The sequence below is a fragment of the Gilliamella sp. X-23 genome, from assembly GCF_057063545.1.
In genome coordinates this window covers 1-19,899 of sequence record NZ_JBXSQG010000014.1, presented here as the reverse complement: position 1 = coordinate 19,899, position 19,899 = coordinate 1, and the positions used below count along the sequence as shown (strand labels likewise).

General features: G+C 34.9%; 19 protein-coding genes. 11 read left to right on the top strand and 8 right to left on the bottom strand.

The genetic code is table 11. The annotated features are described in order from the left end of the window. Positions 1 to 259 precede the first annotated feature (259 nt). From ACYH9I_RS09395 to rpmE, 7 genes are all read left to right on the top strand, one after another. Positions 260 to 1,735, top strand: coding sequence for a mannitol dehydrogenase family protein (locus ACYH9I_RS09395; protein WP_160403374.1), 1,476 nt, complete (start codon positions 260 to 262; stop codon positions 1,733 to 1,735). 44 nt (positions 1,736 to 1,779) lie between these two features. Next, entirely contained in the window at positions 1,780 to 3,123 is a 1,344-nt protein-coding gene (gene gntP, locus ACYH9I_RS09390; RefSeq protein ID WP_483560484.1) for a gluconate permease GntP, read from the top strand. A gap of 227 nt (positions 3,124 to 3,350) precedes the next feature. Then, on the top strand, positions 3,351 to 3,791 hold the full coding sequence (locus ACYH9I_RS09385; RefSeq protein ID WP_202112714.1) for a DUF721 domain-containing protein: 441 nt from the start codon (positions 3,351 to 3,353) through the stop codon (positions 3,789 to 3,791). Between the two features lie 59 nt (positions 3,792 to 3,850). After that, positions 3,851 to 4,264, top strand: coding sequence for a Z-ring associated ZapG family protein (locus tag ACYH9I_RS09380; RefSeq protein WP_091346357.1), 414 nt, complete (start codon positions 3,851 to 3,853; stop codon positions 4,262 to 4,264). An 81-nt stretch (positions 4,265 to 4,345) separates the two neighbouring features. After that, positions 4,346 to 5,719, top strand: coding sequence for a Do family serine endopeptidase (locus ACYH9I_RS09375; RefSeq protein WP_160403380.1), 1,374 nt, complete (start codon positions 4,346 to 4,348; stop codon positions 5,717 to 5,719). Between the two features lie 117 nt (positions 5,720 to 5,836). After that, positions 5,837 to 6,889 carry an outer membrane-stress sensor serine endopeptidase DegS gene (degS, locus tag ACYH9I_RS09370; RefSeq protein ID WP_160403381.1) on the top strand — a complete coding sequence of 351 codons (1,053 nt, stop codon included), beginning with the start codon at positions 5,837 to 5,839 and terminating at the stop codon, positions 6,887 to 6,889. A 140-nt stretch (positions 6,890 to 7,029) separates the two neighbouring features. Beyond that, entirely contained in the window at positions 7,030 to 7,245 is a 216-nt protein-coding gene (gene rpmE, locus ACYH9I_RS09365; protein ID WP_065636780.1) for a 50S ribosomal protein L31, read from the top strand. Between the two features lie 82 nt (positions 7,246 to 7,327). Here rpmE and metJ read toward each other — a convergent pair whose 3' ends face one another. Next, a complete protein-coding gene (metJ, locus tag ACYH9I_RS09360) occupies positions 7,328 to 7,645 on the bottom strand; it encodes a met regulon transcriptional regulator MetJ (protein ID WP_091346351.1) in 318 nt (105 codons plus the stop codon). A gap of 172 nt (positions 7,646 to 7,817) precedes the next feature. Between metJ and metB the strand changes: the two genes are divergently transcribed. Further along, the gene (metB, locus tag ACYH9I_RS09355) at positions 7,818 to 8,984 is read left to right on the top strand and encodes a cystathionine gamma-synthase (RefSeq protein WP_160403383.1); all 1,167 of its coding nucleotides are present in this window, start codon (positions 7,818 to 7,820) and stop codon (positions 8,982 to 8,984) included. A gap of 93 nt (positions 8,985 to 9,077) precedes the next feature. Here the strand turns inward: metB and citX are convergent, their stop codons facing one another. From citX to ACYH9I_RS09320, 7 genes are all read right to left on the bottom strand, one after another. Beyond that, positions 9,078 to 9,674, bottom strand: coding sequence for a citrate lyase holo-[acyl-carrier protein] synthase (gene citX / locus ACYH9I_RS09350; protein WP_483560483.1), 597 nt, complete (start codon positions 9,672 to 9,674; stop codon positions 9,078 to 9,080). 15 nt (positions 9,675 to 9,689) lie between these two features. Beyond that, positions 9,690 to 11,219, bottom strand: a complete 1,530-nt coding sequence (citF, locus tag ACYH9I_RS09345) for a citrate lyase subunit alpha (protein ID WP_237410337.1) — start codon at positions 11,217 to 11,219, stop codon at positions 9,690 to 9,692. A gap of 10 nt (positions 11,220 to 11,229) precedes the next feature. Next, a complete protein-coding gene (citE, locus tag ACYH9I_RS09340) occupies positions 11,230 to 12,117 on the bottom strand; it encodes a citrate (pro-3S)-lyase subunit beta (RefSeq protein WP_091346342.1) in 888 nt (295 codons plus the stop codon). Next, positions 12,114 to 12,404, bottom strand: a complete 291-nt coding sequence (gene citD / locus ACYH9I_RS09335) for a citrate lyase acyl carrier protein (protein ID WP_091346340.1) — start codon at positions 12,402 to 12,404, stop codon at positions 12,114 to 12,116. Before citD ends, citE begins: the two co-directional genes overlap by 4 nt. Before the next feature lie 21 nt (positions 12,405 to 12,425). Next, positions 12,426 to 13,460, bottom strand: coding sequence for a [citrate (pro-3S)-lyase] ligase (citC, locus tag ACYH9I_RS09330; RefSeq protein WP_483560482.1), 1,035 nt, complete (start codon positions 13,458 to 13,460; stop codon positions 12,426 to 12,428). A gap of 4 nt (positions 13,461 to 13,464) precedes the next feature. Beyond that, positions 13,465 to 14,310 carry a fumarylacetoacetate hydrolase family protein gene (locus tag ACYH9I_RS09325; protein WP_483560481.1) on the bottom strand — a complete coding sequence of 282 codons (846 nt, stop codon included), beginning with the start codon at positions 14,308 to 14,310 and terminating at the stop codon, positions 13,465 to 13,467. A gap of 95 nt (positions 14,311 to 14,405) precedes the next feature. Continuing rightward, positions 14,406 to 15,791, bottom strand: a complete 1,386-nt coding sequence (locus ACYH9I_RS09320; RefSeq protein ID WP_483560480.1) for a 2-hydroxycarboxylate transporter family protein — start codon at positions 15,789 to 15,791, stop codon at positions 14,406 to 14,408. Between the two features lie 182 nt (positions 15,792 to 15,973). On the opposite strand from ACYH9I_RS09320, the gene ACYH9I_RS09315 reads away from it, so the two are divergent. The 3 genes from ACYH9I_RS09315 to ACYH9I_RS09305 all read left to right on the top strand — a co-directional run bounded on the left by ACYH9I_RS09315 (position 15,974) and on the right by ACYH9I_RS09305 (position 19,427). Next, entirely contained in the window at positions 15,974 to 17,563 is a 1,590-nt protein-coding gene (locus ACYH9I_RS09315) for an ATP-binding protein (protein WP_483560479.1), read from the top strand. Between the two features lie 15 nt (positions 17,564 to 17,578). After that, positions 17,579 to 18,280, top strand: coding sequence for a response regulator (locus ACYH9I_RS09310; RefSeq protein WP_160403395.1), 702 nt, complete (start codon positions 17,579 to 17,581; stop codon positions 18,278 to 18,280). Positions 18,281 to 18,461: 181 nt separating this feature from the next. Beyond that, a complete protein-coding gene (locus ACYH9I_RS09305; RefSeq protein WP_483560478.1) occupies positions 18,462 to 19,427 on the top strand; it encodes an IS30 family transposase in 966 nt (321 codons plus the stop codon). Positions 19,428 to 19,899: the final 472 nt, after the last annotated feature.

Genomic DNA, 19,899 nt, shown 5'->3' with positions numbered 1-19,899 from the left:
AATTTTGGTCTAATTAGGATAATTATACGCTAATTATTACAAGTACTATAAGTCAATTATGGGATAAATTCATTTAATTTCATAATTGGAATGCCAATATGGTTTTGTATTATAGATTTTTTTTGAGCATCACATATAAAATAAACCAAAAAACGTGATTTGTATCACAAAAAAAGAAAAATTGGGGTGAAAAGTTTGCCGACAAATGAAAATATGTCTAACCAATAAGATGATTAAACAGATAATTACGGTGAATAGAATGTTAAATTTATTAAATCTTCCTAAATCAATCCAACATAGACCTTTATATGACCGACAAAAAATAACCTCACGAATTGTTCATTTGGGATTCGGAGCTTTTCACCGCGCTCATCAAGCGTTATTTACCGATCGTTTACTTAATAAGGGAAACTGTGACTGGGGTATTTGTGAAGTTAATATTGTTGGTGGTGAAGAATTAATTAATGAAATTCGTAAACAAGACCATTTGTATACTGTGTTAGAAAAAGGTGCGACATCAAAAGAAGCATTTATTATTGGTAGCGTGAAAGAATCATTGTTAGCACCAACAGATGGAATAGATGCAATTTTAGAAAAAATGGCTGATCCAATTGTTGAAATTGTTTCATTAACAGTAACAGAAAAAGGATATTGCATGTTACCTGGTGGAGTTGGATTAGATTTGAATAATACATTAATTAAAGCTGACTTAGCGAATCCAACCAAGCCTATTTCTGCCCCTGGTGTTATTGTCGAAGCGCTTTATAGAAGAATGCAACGAGGGGTAAAATCTTTTACTGCTTTATCATGCGACAATATTCCTGAAAATGGGGTAGTCTTAAAAAAAGCAATATTAGGACTAGCTAATGCTCGAGATCCAGAATTAGCAAATTGGATTGAGTCTAATACAACATTCCCATGTACTATGGTTGACCGTATTGTTCCAGCCGCAACATCCGAAACATTAACTGAAATTGAAGATACATTAGGCGGTATGTTTGATCCATGTGGTATTGCTTGTGAACCTTTTATTCAGTGGGTTATAGAAGATAATTTTGTGACTAACCGCCCTAATTGGAATGAAGTTGGTGCTGAATTTGTTGATAATGTTGTTCCATATGAAGAGATGAAACTTCGTATGCTAAATGGTAGCCATTCTTTTTTAGCCTACTTAGGTTATTTGGCCGGTTACGAGCACATTAATGATTGCATGAATGATGTTAATTATAAAAAAGCAACTTTAGCATTGATGTTGCAACAACAAGCACCAACACTTCACGTCCCTGATCATGTTAATTTGCAAGAATATGCAGACAAACTTATTGAACGTTTTAGTAACCCATCGTTAAAACATAAAACATGGCAAATTGCGATGGATGGTACTCAAAAATTGCCTCAAAGAATGCTGGATTCCATTCGTTGGCATATTAAAAATGGATCAGACTTCTCATTACTTGCACTGGGTGTTGCTGGCTGGATGCGCTATGTTGGTGGAATAGATGATAACAATCAACCAATAGATATACGTGATCCAATGAGCGAACAATTACAACAAATAGTGAACTCTAGTACAGATGGAATTGAGAGAATTAATCAATTATTTAAATTGGAAGATATATTTGGTTCTGATTTACCGACCAGTTCATTATTTAAAGAAAAGGTTACTGAGTATTATCTTTCTTTAATGCAGAATGGTGCAAAACAAACAGTTAATCATTATGTTTTATCTAATTAATGTTTAATCAATAAAAATAAAATTGAGAATAGGGGTTTTTATTTATGGAATTTTTAAATATTCTTTGGGTTATCCTTGGAATAGGATTAATGTTGATTTTAAATATTCGTTTTAAAATTAACTCAATGGTTGCATTATTAGCTGCTGCAGTATTTGTCGGTTTGATGGCTAAGATGGATTTATTGAGCATTCTTAAAACGATTAAATCAGGGTTTGGCGGAACACTTGGTGAATTAGCTATTATTGTCGTATTTGGTGCAGTGATTGGTAAATTAATGGTTGATTCTGGCGCAGCTCATCAGATTGCTCAAACGCTATTGAAAAAATTAGGCATTAAATATGTAAAAATAGCCATTATTATTATGGGGCTTATATTTGGTTTAGCGATGTTTTATGAAGCGGCATTCATAATTTTAGCACCGTTGGTGATCGCATTAGCCAAAGAGGCTAAAATTCCATTTTTAAAATTAGCTATACCTGGCGTTGCAGCGGCAACAACAGCTCACTCTTTATTTCCGCCACAACCAGGACCTGTTGCACTAGTGAATGTATATAATGCTGATATGGGAATGGTCTATATTTATGGGCTGATTGTTGCGATTCCTTCTGTCATTTTTGCTGGACTGATTCTTCCTAAATTTTTAGGTAATCTGGAAAGACCAACCCCTGAATTTTTACAATCTGAAAATCCTGTTGATGAAAATAATCTTCCTTCCTTTTTTACATCAATTACTGTTCCCTTGATCCCAGCTTACATTATGATTGCAACGACAATAGCAAATATATGGTTAGAAAAAGGAACAACTACTTATTCTGTTCTTAATTTTATCGGTTCATCTCAAATTGCCATGTTTATTGCAATGATCGCCGCATTTATATTATTTGGAAAAAAACTTAATCACTCAATGGAATGGGTTATGCATTCTTTTGATAATGCGGTAAAAGGTATTGCAATGGTAGTATTAATTATCGGGGCTGGTGGTGCACTAAAACAAATTATTATTGATACTGGAATTGGCGATGTTATTGGACAATTAATGTCAACAGGGGGCGTATCACCATATATTATGGCATGGTTAATTACAGTGTTAATTCGTTTAGCTACAGGGCAAGGTGTTGTTTCTGCAATGACAGCAGCGGGAATCATTGGCGCTGCTGTGATTGATCCAACAACAGGCGTTATGAATGGAGTTAATCCAGCACTACTCGTGCTTGCAACTGCAGCTGGCTCTAATACGTTAACTCATATCAATGATGCTTCATTTTGGTTATTTAAAGGTTACTTTGATTTATCGATTAAAGATACTTTAAAAACATGGGGCTTATTAGAATTAGTTAATTCAATTGTTGGCTTAACTGTTGTACTTATCATAAGTATTATTGCTTGATTGTCCTTTCTTAAAAAGATTAACTGCAAAATGTAGCAGTTAATCTTTTTTATTTTTATTATTTTTAATAAAGAAATCTTTATCAAACTGTAAATATATTTTTTAAACAGGACATTTTTAATGAAATGAGGTAAATTATTGAGATTGAGTTGTTAATTTATACAGGATTAGTTGACTTATTTTTTATTAGGAAGTAAATATAAAATATGCGTTATAATGAGCCAAAAATGTTATCATCAATTTTATCTCAAGAATCGTGTTTATCTGAGATAAAAGATAGAACATTTGCATTAAGTAAATTAAGCAATATTGTCGATGAGTTGTTACCGTCTTTATTGAAACAACAATGTCGGGTTGCTAATTATCGTCAAGGTGTGCTTGTTCTTGAAGTGAGTTCTGCGAGCTGGTTAACTAGATTAAAATATGAACAAAGCAATTTAATATCTGAGATACGGAAAAATATTTTACCTTCCTTATCTTCTATCCAATATAAGATTAACCCAAATATTTCGACCAAGTTGTCACAGTGCCATTGTCAGGCATCTAAATTATCTTTACTTTCGAGTGTTATGACCCCAAAAAGTGCAATGTTTTTATATGCATTAGCGGAAAATGCACCAGATAAGTTAAAAAAACAATTGATAAAACTTGCTAACCATGCAAAATAAATGCTGATAATTGGATTTCAATTTTATAAAATTATATATCTAAAGGATATAAGGAGTGAATGATGGATAAAGATATGCTTACTTATCTTGTAATCGGATTAATAATTGGTTTTATTATTGGTTCTATTTTTATAAGTGTTATTAGCCCTAAGGCTCGTAAATATGCCAAAGTTAAACAAGAACTAGATCAAACAAAAGATGAATTAATAGCGCAAAAACAAATGATTGCTAAACATTTTTCTCACAGTGCTGAGATATTGGATAATATGGCTAAAGAGTTTCGTCGCCTTTATCAACATATGGCAGAAAATTCTAATCAATTTATGGATAGAGAGAACGTTCCAACTTTGGATTTTGATTCTGATTCTAACGAGAATTTAGTCGAAAAAAAAGAAATTACATTTGATAAGCAACCTAGAGATTATTCTGATAATCCTTCTGGTTTATTTAAAGCAGATGAAAATAAGTCTTAACTATTATACTGTTATTCTTCGTTAATTAATAACGAAGCATTTTTATATAGATTAACTTTTTGTAAAAGAGAGAGTTATAAAATGATTGATTCATTAAAAAAACAAAAAAAATTGTTAAGCATTTTAGCATTAAGTGTAGGCGTCAGTTTAACTGTACTTCCGAATGCTTATGCCTCTTTTCCTTCTATTCCAACCGATAATAATGCACAGCAACCAAGTTTAGCCCCTATGCTAGAAACTGTCTTGCCTTCAGTTGTTAGTATTAAAGTTGAGGGTACTGCACAAATGCAAAATAATATGCCGGAAGAATTTAGACGATTTTTTGGTTATCCTGATAGCCAATCAAGAGCGTTTACAGGTGAAGGCTCTGGTGTGATTATTGATTCCGAAAAGGGTTATATTGTTACCAATAATCATGTTATTGATAATGCGGATAAAATTACAGTTGTTCTAAATGATGGGCATGAATTTAAAGCAAAACTAATCGGTAAAGATCCACAAAGTGATATTGCATTACTTAAAGTTGATGACGCAAAAAAATTAACAGCGATTAAATTGGCCGATTCTGATAATTTACGTGTTGGAGATTATGCCGTTGCTATTGGTAACCCATTTGGTATCGGTCAAACAGTTACTTCGGGGATTATTTCAGCTTTGGCCCGCAGTGGGCTTAATATGAATGGTTTTGAAAATTTCATTCAAACAGATGCATCAATTAACCAAGGAAATTCTGGTGGAGCACTTGTCAATTTAAAAGGTGAACTCGTTGGAATTAATACAGCGATTATTGCGCCAAGTGGTGGTAATGTTGGGATCGGATTTGCTATTCCTAGTAATATGGTAAAAAGTTTAACTTCACAGCTGATTGAATTTGGTGAAGTAAAACGTGGTGTTCTTGGTATCAAAGGTAATGAGTTGACATCAGATATAGCAAAAGCGTTTGATGTTGATGTTCAAAAAGGTGCCTTTGTTAGCGAGGTTATTGAAAATTCAGCTGCACAAGCTGCAGGAATTAAATCTGGCGATATTATTGTTTCGATGGATGGTAAGGCCATTGATAGTTTTGCTGAATTACGAGCAAAAATAGCAACAACTGGAGCAGGGCGAACTGTACAGTTAGGCTTAATTAGAGATGGCAAACAAATGACCGTTAGCGTGAAATTGAAAAATAGTGATGAATCGTCTACTGAAGCCAAATCACTTCATGCCGCTCTTGATGGTGCAAACTTGAGTAATGGCGAAGTAAAAGGACAAAAAGGGGTATTAATTGAAAGCATTGCTAAAAATTCGCCAGCATCTCGCTTAAGCTTACAAGAAGGTGATCTTATTACAGGTGTTAACAAAGAAAGAGTCAATAACATTGCTGACTTGCGTAAAATGATTGATAGTAAACCTTCAGTTATTGCTTTAAATATTATAAGGGGTGATAGCCGAATTTATCTAATTTTACGCTAATTGCTTATTAAGCCTCGATTTTGCCGATAGTCTTATCGGCGAAAAACATACATATTCACCTTTGATTAGATATGATAAAATCATATCTAATCATTTTCTATCAGAATAATCACACTAATGCTTAAAAAATTTTTGTGGCCAATATTGATTGGTACAGTGTTAGCCCTTGTATTATTAACTATTTTTCCATCGTTACGTAATGGAACACAATCTAGTTTTCCAAGATCTATTTTCAATGATGATCCGCTGAGTTACTCTGATGCCGTTAAAATCGCAGCCCCAGCAGTGGTTAATATATATAGCCGCTCAATTAATTCTGTTTCTAAGCAGTCACAAGATAGTGCTATAACACCGTTAGGATCAGGCGTGATTATGAGTGAGCAGGGCTATATTATCACTAATTATCATGTTGTTGATGGTGCTGAACAAATCATTGTTGCGTTGCAAGATGGGCGAATTTTTGAGGCGCTTTCGGTTGGTTCTGATAAGCTAGTTGATATTGCTGTGTTAAAAATTGAAGCAACTAACATCCCAACTATATCTATTAATCCTCGGCGTGAACCAAAGATTGGGGATGTTGTTTTAGCTATAGGGAATCCTTACAATATAGGGCAAACTATTACACAAGGTATTATCAGTGCAACGGGTCGTGATGGGTTGAGTCCATACAGAAGACAAAATTTTATTCAAACAGACGCATCAATAAATCATGGTAATTCAGGGGGAGCATTAGTTAATACCAAAGGTGAACTAATGGGGATTAACACTCTTACCTTTGCAAAAAATCTAGGTAACGAAGTTCCTGAAGGCATAGGATTTGCGATTCCTACAGCTTTAGCTGTTAAAATTATGAATAAATTGATTCGGGATGGCAAAATTATTCGTGGTTATATTGGTATTGATGGATTAGAATTTGCGCCAACTCAAAATCCAAGTGATATGCCAATTGTATTAGGTATTTTAGTAACCAATGCTGAAGGACCGTCATTACAAGCCGGTATACAAGCTAATGATATCTTGATTATGGTAAATCATCAGCCAGTTAAATCCATTGTTGAAACAATGGATCAAATTGCCGAGTTGAAACCGGGTACGATTGTCCCCATTATTGTATTGCGGAATGGTGAAAAGGTTGAACTACAAGTAACAATAGGGCAATTACCCGTTTAATTTGTCTTTTTGTGGCTTGATTATTTAACCTTTAAGGCATATAATTCGCAACCTTATCATGTTTTTTAACACTCGTATGGTGTATAGATTTTGCTTTTAGCCATTTATATAGCGATACGAACAAACTTTAGAGGTTTATTATGAAAGAAGGTATCCATCCAGAATATACTGCAATTAATGCAACTTGCTCTTGTGGTAACGTGATTAAAACTCATTCAACTATTGGTCATGATATTCATCTTGACGTATGTGGTGAGTGTCATCCATTTTATACAGGTAAACAACGTGATGTTGCAACTGGCGGACGTGTAGATAAATTTAAACAACGTTTTGCTATGGTTGGTGGTAAAAAATAATATTGCGATAAGCAATAACTAAAAAGGCGCTTAATGCGCCTTTTTGTTTTTTTTAAATGTGAATATTGATAAAACAACAATTTTACTCATCAATGAAATCAGGATCGATACCTAAATTGCGCATCATTTTTTGTGTTTTCATTGGGATGCCATCTTCACGGTCTTTTTGCAAATCTTCATCACAAGGTAAAGGTTGGCCCGTATAAGCATGAAGAAAAGCTTCACACAATAATTCACTATTTGTGGCATGGCGTAAATTATTCACTTGTCTGCGAGTACGCTCATCAGTTAAAATTTTCAATACTTTAAGTGGAATTGACACTGTAATTTTTTTTACTTGCTCACTTTTTTTACCATGCTCTGCATAAGGGCTTATGTATTCGCCATTCCATTCCATCATTGTTCACCAAAAAATACATCACAAATAATATGGGTAATTTTATCGTTTTTTTCATATTACTGCAATCTATACACCAAGACAGTTAGACGTCTAGACATGTTGACGTCTTTTTTTAATGTGTTATGCTTACAAGACTAATCTTATATTAAAAGTATTGTTTGAGGGCATTATCATGACTATTCAAACTAAAAATTTAAGTCAGGGAACTATTGCGGTTCGTGGTGGATTAAATACCGATGAACAATATGGAAGTGTCGTGCCTGTTATCACACCATCTACTTGTTATCGCTATGAAGAGTTTGCTAAGCCAAGGGAGTTTGATTACGGTCGAAAAGCAAACCCTAGCCGTCGTCTGGTTGAGCAAACGATTGCAAAATTAGAAGGTGGTGCTGATGCTATTTTAACAAATTGTGGTATGTCAGCGATTCATTTAATCAGTGTTGCATTATTAACGCCTAATGATTTAGTCGTTGCACCGCATGATTGCTATGGAGGTAGCTATCGCCTTTTTAATAGTTTAAGTCAGCGAGGCTATTTTAAAGCTAAATTTGTAGATCAGTCAGATCCTGAGGCATTAAAAGAAGCACTCAGTTTACGTCCAAAACTGGTACTAATTGAAACACCAAGCAACCCTTTATTGCGAGTTGTGGATATTGAGAAAATTGCAGCGCAAGCTCATAAAGTTGGGGCGTTAGTTTTAGTCGATAACACCTTTATGACGCCTATTTTACAACAACCTTTAGCACTTGGTGCTGATATTGTTACTCACTCTTGTACCAAGTTTTTAAATGGTCATTCTGATTTACTGGCAGGTATTTTGGTATTTAAAGATCAAAATCTTTTTACAGATGTATTATGGTGGGCCAATAATATTGGTACAATGACTTCATCATTTGATAGTTATCTCTTGTTACGAGGATTACGTACACTTTCCGCTCGAGTAAAGTTACAACAAGATAATGCGCAAAAAGTCGTTGAGTTTTTAGTCAATCACCCCAAGATCGCCAATGTTTATCATCCATCTTTATTTTCAAATCTTGGACATGATATAGCTAAAAAACAACAAAAAGGTTTTGGTTCATTACTCAGTTTTGAATTAGCCGGCGATGCTAATGTCATGCCCGCTTTTTTAAAAGCGCTCAATATTTTCACTTTAGCCCAATCTCTCGGCGGAGTTGAAAGCCTTGTGTGCCACCCTGCAACAATGACGCATTCAGGCATTAGTGCTGAAGCACGAAAAACAGCGGGAGTTTCAGATCAATTATTGCGTATTTCTGTTGGGTTAGAAGATATTACCGATTTACTTTCAGATTTGGAACAAGCATTGGAACAAGTCTAATTTAGACTTAAGACCCATCTATACTTGGCTGTTTGGATTAATGAAATATGATTATTTCATTAATCTTACTTCTTGTTATATTTTGGATATAACTTAACGTACTGATACGCCAAAATAGTCTTTCATCTTATTTTCAATGGCAGAAAAAATCTCATCGATAGTATGTTTTTTACTTCGACTACATATTTTTGCGATATCTTGGCAGATTAAACATTGTCTTGATTGATGATCAAATTTAGCGCGTGAAATACTTTGTTGTGTAATTGGATCAATCACATCAATATCCCATAGTCGACCTAATGGATGGTTATCTTCTATATCAATACAGCATTGTTTTAGTGCATTGGCAGAGCATTTTGCTGAAATAATTGCTTCATAGCCAGTGATATTATGAAAATGAGATTCATGTACTAATGGAATTGCATTTTTTGATAAGGCTTTGTGTATAGCGGTGATTGCTTCTTTAAATAACCGATTTGCACCACTACTATTTTTTATTGGACCGGGGATAACTAAACTTAGCGAAATAAGCGGATAATGGTAAAGATTTATTGCATTTTGTTGGTTTTGCACTCGTCTTTCTTTAGCCAATAACATCTGTTCAAGTGTGATTGGTGTACCATCGTCGAATTTTATTGATATATTGTTCATAGTAATAGATATAAGTAGCATGACATCTGATAATATCATGCTACTTGTGGTTAATTAGTCTTTAACTTGACGAACCACATCAATGATTGAGCCATCACGGAAATGGACAACACCAACGATTTTATCGTTAAATTCGATTGGTTTTGGTTCTCCAGTTAACGAAACAGCACGTTGATATAGTTCTTCAATGCTCATGACTGGCAAATTAGCTGCTTTAAGTCGCTCTGCAATTTCAGGACGAGCAGGGTTAACTGCTATACCATGGTCAGTAACAAGAACATCGACACTTTCACCTGGTGTAACAACTGTTGTGACTTTCTTAATCACTGTAGGGATTCGGCTACGGATTAATGGAGCAACAATAATGGTTAAATTTGCACCGGCAGCAGTATCACAGTGACCACCAGATGCACCACGCATAACGCCGTCAGAACCCGTTAATACATTCACATTGTAATCAAGGTCAATCTCTAAGGCACTTAAAATAACGATATCGAGTTCATCAACACTTGCACCTTTTGATGCAGGGTTTGCATAAACATTGGTTGACACTTCAATATGATCTTTATTTTTACCTAAAGATTGACCGGCGGTGCCATCAAAGCTTTGAGTATCTAATAAGCGTTTAACCAAACCTTTTTCATGAAGATCAACAATACTTGCGGTAATACCACCTAATGCAAATGATGCCGTGATATTTTTTGCGCGCATACGATTCTCAAGGAAACGCGTTGCTGCAGTTGATGACGCACCAGAGCCGGTTTGAATAGAAAAACCATCTTTAAAATAACCAGAATACTCAATAACATCTGCTGCATAACGTGCAATCATCAGTTCACGAGGGTTACTAGTAATACGAGCAGCACCGACACTAATTTTAGTTGGATCGCCAACCTCATCAACTTTCACAATATAGTCGACTTGATCTTGACGGATACTTGCTGGATGGTTAGGGTAACCAACGATATCTTCAGTAAGTAATACTACTTTCTTCGCAAATTGCGCATCAACCATAGCATAACCAAGTGCACCACATTGTGATTTACCTGATACACCATTCGCGTTACCTTGCTCATCGGCAGTTGAAACCGCTAAAAATGCGATATCAATATTAATTTCACCGCTTTGGATAAGTTTTACACGTCCACCATGAGAATGGATATGAACAGGATTATCCATTAAACCGTGTGAAATCGCATCAGCCAATTTACCACGTAAACCTGATGTATAGATTTTAGTGATCACACCAGATTCAATATGAGGAATAAGTGCTGAGTTACAACTTAATAGGGAACTTGATGCCAATGTTAGGTTTTTAATTCCTAATTTGCTAATCGTTTCAACTACTTTGTTGATAACTTTATCGCCTTCACGAAATGCATGATGGAAAGAAATAGTCATACCATCACGTAATTCACATTTATGGATTGCTTGTTCGATAGAGTCACACAATTTACGCGTATATTTAGACTCATCTTTTAAATAAGGAGTCGTAGCGTTAGCGTCAATAAATGGCGTGATATTTTTGAGATCTGGATGCTGTTTAAGCAAATCATCAATTTTTTTATTTATAGAAGTCATCATTTTAATCCTATCAAATTTCTTTACGTACACCGGAATATTTTGCTAACTCAATTACTTTTCTAGCACGAGCAATAATCGGTGCATCAATCATTTTGCCATTTAGAGAAATCACGCCAAGGCCTTTTCTTTCACCTTCTTCAGCTGCTTCAACCACTTTTTGGGCATTTTCAACTTCAGCGGCTGTTGGCGCATAAGCATTGTGTAACAGTTCAATTTGTCGTGGATTGATAAGTGATTTACCGTTATAACCAAGTTTTTTGATTAGGCTGACTTCTTTTAAGAAGCCTTCATCATCATTAACATTTGAATACACCACATCGAAGGCATCAATGCCAGCTACACGCGCAGCATGTAAAACAGCGCAGCGAGCATAAAATAACTCGGTACCATCGCCACGTTCAGTTTGCATATCAACAAGATAGTCAAATGCAGCTAGTGCAATACCGATTAAGCGTGGAGAAGATTGAGCAATAGAAACGGCATTAACAACGCCTTGAGCGGATTCAATTGCCGCCATTAATTTAGTGCTACCCACTTCACGGCCACACTCTTTTTCAATTCTTGCAACGTGTGCTTCTAGCTCATGAATATCTTCAGCACTGTTAGTCATCGGTAAACGTACTACATCAACACCAGCTCTTACCACTGCTTCAAGGTCTTTTAAACCAAATGGAGTATTCAGGGCGTTAATTCGTACTACTGTTTCAATTCCGTGCTCTTTATAAACAGGAAGGAGCAGTGTTTGTGCCACCAATAAGCGTGCAGAGTCTTTTTCTTTAATTGAAACCGCATCTTCAAGGTCAAACATAATTGAATCAGGTTTATAAACAAAAGATGTTGATAACATTGCCGCGTTTGCGCCTGGAAGAAATAACATACTTCGACGTAATTTTTTCATAGTAATTTACTCCAATCTAAGTTTTCTTCTTCTGCGCCACGTAATACTGCACATTGAATTCTTGCTTTGATAGCGCAATCAAGAGCGCCTTTATCATCAATAATAATTAAGCCATCTGTTACGTTCAGATCTTGTAATGTCTGCTCAACTACAGCGCGAATTTGATCGCCGAATTGTTTATTAACATCGCTATTAATAACAATTTCAACCCCGGTATTAGGCATGACTTTGACTAACAAATCGCTTGATTCGAGAGTCCCTGCCATGGCTTCTTTTTGTATTTTCATTTTTTTACCTTTTAAAATGTATTAAATTTTAAATTTATCTAAATTAGCTGAAAGGTAATCCCAAGTGGTTGGTGGAACTAACTTTTTTATCTCTTCATATTGCTTGGAGGCCAATAACTTTCTTACCACTGAAGCTGATATGATAGTATCACCTTCGGTTTTTCGTTTAACTTCAACAACGGTAATAGGCGAATAATCACTGACCGTATTATCCTCTAGCCAATAACGCATTGCTTCATTATAAGCTTTAGTAACCTCATCATAAGGCTCAGTTCCAACGAATCGGTGGGTTATATTAAGTGTTGGCGCAATATAATTTCGGAATATAAGAAGATCGATACCCATATAAGCGCGATCTATTTTTTCCTTATCTTTTAGAAAATAAGTAGGAAATGTTGCTCTTGATATAATATAAGGTGAACTTGCATGCACTGTAACATTGTTTATCTGCTTCGTGCCATCTTTAACTAACTTTAAGCGTGTATCAAATGAAAATAGTGATGCATTTTCATTGACGACAAAAACATGCAACCAGTCACATTGACTGGCCGCATATTGCACAAGATATTGATGACCTTTAGTAAAAGGATTGGCATTCATCACAATACTACCAATCTTTTTTCCGTCTTTTTGCTGTGTGTGCAGTTGTTTACAATAGTGTTTTATGCCAACAGGATTATTTTCCATTAGGACAACAAGATCTGTTATTTCAACAAGAGGATAAAAACCACATCCTTTAAAAAAATCTATATTTTCAGGTTTTGTATATAAAAAAAGATGAAAATAGCCATTTTCGTTGGCATATTTTATGGTGTGATCCATTAATGTTAGATTAAGTTGATTACCTCGATACTCAGCATCAATAGCAACACATTTTATAATGTTACGATCAATTCCTGCACAAGCAATAATTTTGTTGCTCATTTTAGCTACCATGAAAATGGTAACTTGTGAATCTAAATCAAGATCATATTGTGATAATAATTGCTTAATTTCTTGACAGTTTTGATCTGATTTAGAAATATCGACAACGATATAATCAACTGAATCGTACATAAATTTACCTTTTTTCAGCTACCACATAATTAGTTAAACGGCCAATTCCAGAAATTTCAACTTCTATTGTATCACCATCTTTCATAAACACAGGAGGGTGACGTTTTTTACCCACCCCACCAGGCGAACCAGTAAGAATGACATCCCCAGGTGATAAATGAGTAAAGGTACTAATATAAGAAATTAATTCAGGAACAGTATGCACTAGATTTTTGATTGAATCATGCTGCATTTCTTGACCGTTTAAATAAGTTGCTAATGTTAAAACTTTAGGATCTGGAATTTCATCCGCGGTAGTTAAACATGGACCAAATGCTCCCGTATTTGGCCAGTTTTTACCTGCGGTAAACCAAGTATACTGCCAATCACGAATTGATCCATCCATATAGCAACTATATCCTGCCACATGAGATAAAGCCTCTTCTTGGCTAATGCGAAAACCTGCTTTACCAATGATAATGGCTAATTCGCCTTCATAATCTAATTCGTTAGTGATAGCAGGTTTAATAATATTAGTCTTATTTCCTGTTTGAGAATCAGGAAAACGAACAAATAGAGTTGGCGCTGAACTGGTTTCATTAAATTCTGCTCGTTTTTCAGCATAATTCATGCCAACACATAAAATTTTATTTGGATTTGGGATTACTGGTAAATAAGTAATATCTTGCTCGTTAATGTCACTTGTGGCATCAAGATAGGTTTTAGCAATAGCAAGTCCTTCGTCATCGGCAAGTAACGATTTTAAATCAACATATTTATCGTCTAATTTTTTTCTTAAATCAACAATACCGTTGTGAGTAAGAAGACCAAAACTTGCTCTACCAGAGACAAGATAACTGACAAGCTTCATGAAAACTCCTTAAAAGCTGTTTGTATTAATTGTAAATATAAAATAAAAATGAACAACCTTAGTATAAACTAAGGTTGTTCTTTAATGTGTAAAATCTATACTAAGAAATTGCCGAGAATAAGTAATGATACGGAAACATTGATTGCACCACCAATACGCGTTGCAATTTGTGCAAATGGCATTAATTCCATACGTTCAGCTGCAGTCAAGATAGCAACGTCACCTGTTCCGCCTTGACCACTTTGACAACAAGAGATAACCGCAGCATCAACTGGATACATACCTAATTTTTTAGCAACAAAGAAACCAGTTGTAACCAAACTTACCACTGTACAAACGATAACTGTCAAATTTGTTAACGTAAAGGCAGAAATAATTTTATCCCAAGGCGTAATTGCCACACCAACTGCGAATAAAATTGGATAGGTAACAGACGTTTGGAAAAATTTATAAACAACTTGCGAACCACTTAATACTTTAGGTGAAACACCTGAAATTAGTTTAACAAAAACTGCTGCAAATAGCATACCCACTGGAGCTGGAATACCGGTTGCTTTATGACCGATCATACCAATCATATAAAGAATCGCAGCTAATAATACACCTGATGCAAATGTTGTTACATCAATGACAGATTCAGTTTTAGTAGCTTTTTGATCTGTCGCCTCATCATCCGCTGATGCTGGTAATAAACGACCGTTACCTGTTAAGTGTGGATAAGCCTTACCAATACGGTTAAGAATACCACCACAAATAATACCAGTTAAACCACCTAACATAACGATTGGTAACACACGACCTAACGCTTCACCTTGATTCATATGTAAAATTGTTGCATAACCGATTGAAAGTGGAATAGCACCTTCACCAACACCGCCAGCCATAATAGGTAGAACTAAGAAAAAGAATGTATCAAACGGCGTTAAACCTAGTAAATAACCAACGCCAACACCAACTAACATACCAACGATTTCACCGCACACCATTGGTCCGAAAATTTTTAAGAATCCTTGGATAAGTGTTTTTTTATCCATGTTCATGATACTACCAACGATGATACAACAAATGTATAAATAAAGAATATGTGTATCTTTATAGAATTTTGTTGTTGCTTCAACAATTGGTGTAGGCAAAATACCATAATAAACAAGTGCTGACGGGATAAATGTTGCACAAATTGCTGCTGCGCCCATTTTACCTATGATTGGTAAGCGTTTACCAATTTCACCACATAAGAAACCAAAGAAACCACAAGCTACTATCATTACAACGATTTCACTAGGTAATTTACCTGTTATTAGCACTTCAGCAAAAATAAGAATACCAGCAATAATGAATAATGGAAGCGGGATAACACCGATTTTATAGTTATCCATCAGTCGCCACCAATTATATGGCCAACCAGTTAGCTTTTGTTCAAAGGGCTTACTGATTGATTTTTTGCCATTATAGTCCTTTTCAGATGAGTTAAAATTCACCATTATTTTTTTTCTCCAAAATGATTTGATTTATTCGAAATTAATGGTGCGTATCTTTACAGAAAATTAATGAAATTTTTGTGATATAAATCATAAATTAACTGTGGTTTTTATGGTTTTAAAGGCTATATGTTTTTTTATGCTGTGTTACACTTATTTCAATTTAATTTGAATAGTAATGTAGAATGCGAAAAAAATTACAGGTATCGTTTGCAACAAAACTTTTTTTATCGCTTTTGTTTTTTTCATTGATCGTTCTTGCGCTGTTACAAAGCTATATTTGGAACACCACCGAAACGAACTTATATAGAAGTTTGGGCGAAAAGGCGCAAATTCAAGCAAAAGAGTTATCTGTTTTACCAAGTTTAATTGAATATGTCAAAGAAAAAGATACAAATAAAATTGCCAATTTAATCACAGAGATATTTGAACAAAGCGACGCAAGTTATATTGTTATTGGCGATGCGAATGCCAACCGTTTATTTCATACGGCTAATAGCCCGTTACACTCGCCAATGGTTGGTGGTGATAACCAAGAGGTTCTTAGCGGTAATAGTAGCATCTCTATTAGTGAAGGCTCTCTTGGCTTAGCATTAAGGGGGAAAGCACCAATTATCGATCATGGTAAAATTATCGGCATAGTCTCGGTCGGTTACATGATTGATGGTATTTATGCATTGCATATAAAGCAATTTATACCATTTATCTTTTTTTGTTCTTTATTGTTTTTAGCGTTATTTATCTTTTCATATTGCTTTTCAAAAGCAATTAAAAAACAGATGTTTAATTTAGAGCCTAAAGCAATTGCATTATTGGTGAAAAGCCAAAAGTCGATCATGGAATCGATTTTTGAAGGGGTCATTGCAATTGATCTTAATTATAAAATTATCAATATTAACCAATCTGCTCGTACAATGTTAGATATTCAGATAAGTGATGATGAATTACATGAACATGATTTAAGGACATTTGTTAAATCAAGCGATTTTATTTATAAAAATGACAACCAAACTGAAGACATACATGATCATATTTGTTATTTCAACAACATTATTGTCATTGCTAGCAAAGTTCGTGTGGTCATTGATGATAAAACTCAAGGTTGGGTCATTACATTTCGTAACTTTGATGATATTAATATATTAAGTATGCAATTAACACAAGTGACACAATATGTTGATAATTTAAGAGCATTAAGGCACGAGCATTTAAACTGGTTGGCAACGTTATCTGGTTTAATTTATATGAAACGGTATGAAGAAGCGCAATCTTTTATCGCGCTACATTCTGCAGATAATCAAAGTAATTTAGATTTTATTACCGCACATTTTAAGGTACCAGCTGTATGTGGATTGTTAATTGGTAAATATGCAAAATCACATGAAATAGGTTTAAATCTACTATTTGATCCTGCATGCCAATTAAGTGCATTACCTTCACTTATCACCGAAACAGAATTTATGTCAATTTTAGGTAATTTGCTTGATAATGCCTTTAATGCCAGTTTAAAAAATGATCATGGCGATAAAACAATTTATTTATATCTTAGTGATGCAACAGATGAAATTGTACTTGAGATCAGTGACCAAGGTTGTGGTATTGATGAAAATATTCGTGATTCCATTTTTGAACCCGGCGTTACATCTCAAGAAGGGAAAGAACATGGCATTGGTTTACACCTTGTTTCAACCTATATAAAAAAGGCCAATGGTTATATTACATTTGAAGATAATACCCCATATGGAACGATTTTTTCTGTATTTATTCCCAAATAATCGAAAGGTAATTGTATGAACGAATTCCAAGAAAACATCATCAAAGTACTGATTGTAGAAGATGAGCCCATATTAGCTGAATTAAATGCAGAATTTATTCAAAAAGACACAAAAGTTAACGTCATTGGTATCGCATCAAATCTAGAAGAAGCCAAAATAATGGTTGAAAAGCTAAAACCAACCTTAATTTTACTTGATAACTATTTACCAGATGGACAGGGAATAGAATTATTTGAATACATAATCAATAACCATCTAAACAGTTATGTTATTTTTATTACTGCAGCAAGCGACATGGATACTTGTAGCAAAGCGATCCGTTATGGTGCATTTGATTATTTAATTAAACCCGTATCTTACCAACGGCTAAAGCACTCGCTTGAGCGTTTTGAACTCTTTTTATATCGACAAAGCATACAAAAACACGTCAATCAACGCAAAATTGACGAACTTTTTAATTTACAGACCAAAGACTTTGTCAACATGAATCGCCGCTCAAAAGGTATTGAAGAAATCACATTACAAAAAGTAAAAGATCTCTTTATGCAAACCGATAAAGCACTCACCGTTGACGAAATTGTAGAAAAAGCCAATATCAGCAAAACAACCGCTAGGCGATATTTAGAATATTGTGTCCAAATTAAATTATTAACTGTCGAACTTAATCACGGAAAAATTGGACGCCCAGAAAGATTATATAGACGATTAGGGAAGTAATCCTTTAAATAAAGGAATGATATCTATAAAAATCTGTCAGGAAAATCATTGATTTTATTGATTTTTTTGGGTCAATTTCCTGGATTCAAATATGAAGTGCAATTTTAAACACGGTGGAGTGAAGAAAGTAGAAAGGTGATTTATACTAGCACCTTCGCACCACCACAGTTTGGAGATTGCTATGCATTATAATCACCTTTCTAGGAAGGAAAGATACCAGATTTTCGTATTATTACAAGCTGGAAAGAATAAAAAAGAGATAGCCCAGCTACTCAATAGACATCCTTCGACAATAAGTCGTGAGATAAAAAGAAATTCAAAACCTAATCAAGCCTATCAAGCACATGAAGCGGTAACGCTATCTCGTAAAAGGCGAAAAAACAGCGGTAATGGTAGGCCAATAGAGTCTTCGGTATGGCGTCAAGTTGAAAAATACCTGATGCATTATTACAGCCCAGAGCAGATTGCCGCACGTTTAAAGAAAATCAGTGTTCAATCAATCTATAACTACCTTTATCAAAATAAAGCGCGCTATGAACAATTTAAACCTTATCTAAGGCGAAAAGGCAAAGCCTATAGGCATTGTAAGGCACCGAGTATTAAAGAAGGAGAGCGCCGCTATAAACGGCCAATTAAACAACGTCCAAGTTATGTAGAAAGCCGGAAAACGCGAGGACATTGGGAGGGAGATACGATAATTAGCCGTAAAGACAAGCAAGCATTGGTGACATTAGTTGAACGCAAAACCGGGCTAGTATTAATTGGACGCATCAATCAACGTACTGCCTCCGAAGCGAGAGATATGATAATAAAATTACTAACGCCGTTTAAAAAAATGGTTAAAAGCATTACCTTTGATAATGGGGCCGAATTTAATTATCATCATGCTATTGAGTATTATTTAAATACTACCGTATACTTTGCGGAGCCTTATAAAAGCTGGCAAAGAGGCACAAATGAAAACACCAATGGCTTAATACGTCAGTTTATACCTAAGTCATCGGCCATTTCATTCATTGACGACGAACAGATAAAGAAAATACAATATTTATTGAACTCGCGCCCAAGAAAACGGCATAAGTTTAAAAGCCCTGCCTCCTTTTATTCTAAGGAGCTAAGACGAATTGCACTTCATGGTGTAATCTAGGGTTTTTAAGATAAATCAATCACTTACACAACCTAAGCAAAGCGCCGACATACAACAAATCAACAAAACCACGAATAGCACCCTTAACCGCTCCAAACCCTTTTTCTAACGACAATTTAAAATTAAATAAAATCAATAAATTATAAAACACCTTAAAAAAAGGGTTTTCAAAACCAAAATTGTTGTTTATCTTTATACAGCAAGATTTATCAAATCTTGAGCTCTACCTTAACGCCGTGTAGGCGGTTTAGAAAAGTGTTAATTCACCAACTTGTAGACGTTGCCCCCTTAACGCCGTGTAGGCGGTTTAGAAAATTGGCGGCAGTTGTTTCGACCCACTCAAACACCTTAACGCCGTGTAGGCGGTTTAGAAATTCACCGATATTGTTATACTCAACGATGATATCCTTAACGCCGTGTAGGCGTTTAATTCAAATAAAATCAAACGTATAATTATAAAACATAATATCTT